At 61.9% G+C, this 1,149-nt stretch carries 1 protein-coding gene; it reads right to left on the reverse strand.

From position 1 onward, the window contains the following. Positions 1–14: 14 nt before the first annotated feature. A complete protein-coding gene (locus ACPYOP_RS32885; RefSeq protein WP_481414376.1) occupies positions 15–980 on the reverse strand; it encodes an IS110 family RNA-guided transposase in 966 nt (321 codons plus the stop codon). Between the last annotated feature and the right edge of the window lie 169 nt (positions 981–1,149).

Raw genomic sequence — 1,149 nt, forward strand, 5'->3', positions numbered from 1 at the left:
GAGCAACCATTAGTTCAAGCGGTCCATGGGCTATTTCTGGCAAGAACGGTGTTGACGTAGATCACGAGTTTTCTGGCGCAGGCGACAAGCGCGCATTTGTGCTTCTTGCCTTTTGCGATGAGACGGTTGTAGAGGGCGACGAGCTGCGGGTTCCATTTGAAGGCGGCCGGCAGCGCTGCGGCATATAGGGCCTTGCGGGGCCTTGCGCGACCGCCGGCGATATGGCGCTGGCCGCGCTGATTGCCGCTGTCGTGATCGAAAGGTGCAAGGCCGATGAGGGCGGCGGCTTGTTCGCGCGATACATGGCCCAGTTCCGGCATGTCGATGACCATCGACAGCGCGGTGGGTTTGCCGATGCCGGGAACGGAGCTTGCCAGATCGAGGCGTCGAGCGAGGTCGGGATGGACACGGACTTCTTTTTCGAGCTGGCGGCGCTCGCTGGCGATCCGTCTGTTCAAGGCAGCGATGTCGTCTTTGATTTCCGCAATCAGACGCGGATCGCGGCGATGCTCAAGACGTGTCTTCAGGCGGGCGACGTCTTCGACCATGTCGTCGATGTGGACGAGATGGTCGTGCAAGGCCTGCAGGACGGCGTTTTGCGTGACGTCGGCGATCTGAGGCCGCGGCTTTGTGATCGCCGTGAAGGCAGCGATGATCGAGGCATCGAGCCGGTCGTTCTTGGCCCGGCGCAGCTTCAAGCGTGCGTATAGGCGCACCTGAAGCGGTTGATGCACGAGAACTTGCAACCCGGCCCGGCGCAGTGCCGTGACCACCTCGCGCTCGTAGCCACCCGTCGCCTCGATGCCGACCCGTTCGACACCCGCCGTCGAAAGCCGCTCGACGACCTCGGTGAAGCCCGCCGCCGTATTGAGCGTCCGGAAGGACGCCTGTTCCATCCCTGTCGCCGCGTCGAGGATCGCCACGTCGAGAAATGCCTTGCCGGTATCGATCCCGGCAACTGTCGTGATAAGCTGTTTCATCTTCGTCGACCCATCCTTGCTATGCGAACCCATGGTTCCTGCAACCATCCGGGTCCGATGAAGAAACGGAGACGATCTTGCTCACGGACAGCCAAAGGCTTCGCCAAGGCTAAGGGCTAAACGATCCATCCCCGTCGCCGGGATCTGGACCGTCATCCAGATCCCGGCA

This window comes from Rhizobium sp. KNZ2-6A, from assembly GCF_056755475.1.

Excerpts from the sequence above, each read along its gene's own strand:
- ACPYOP_RS32885 (WP_481414376.1), bottom strand. The coding sequence starts at position 980 with ATGAAACAGCTTATCACGACAGTTGCCGGGATCGATACCGGCAAGGCA.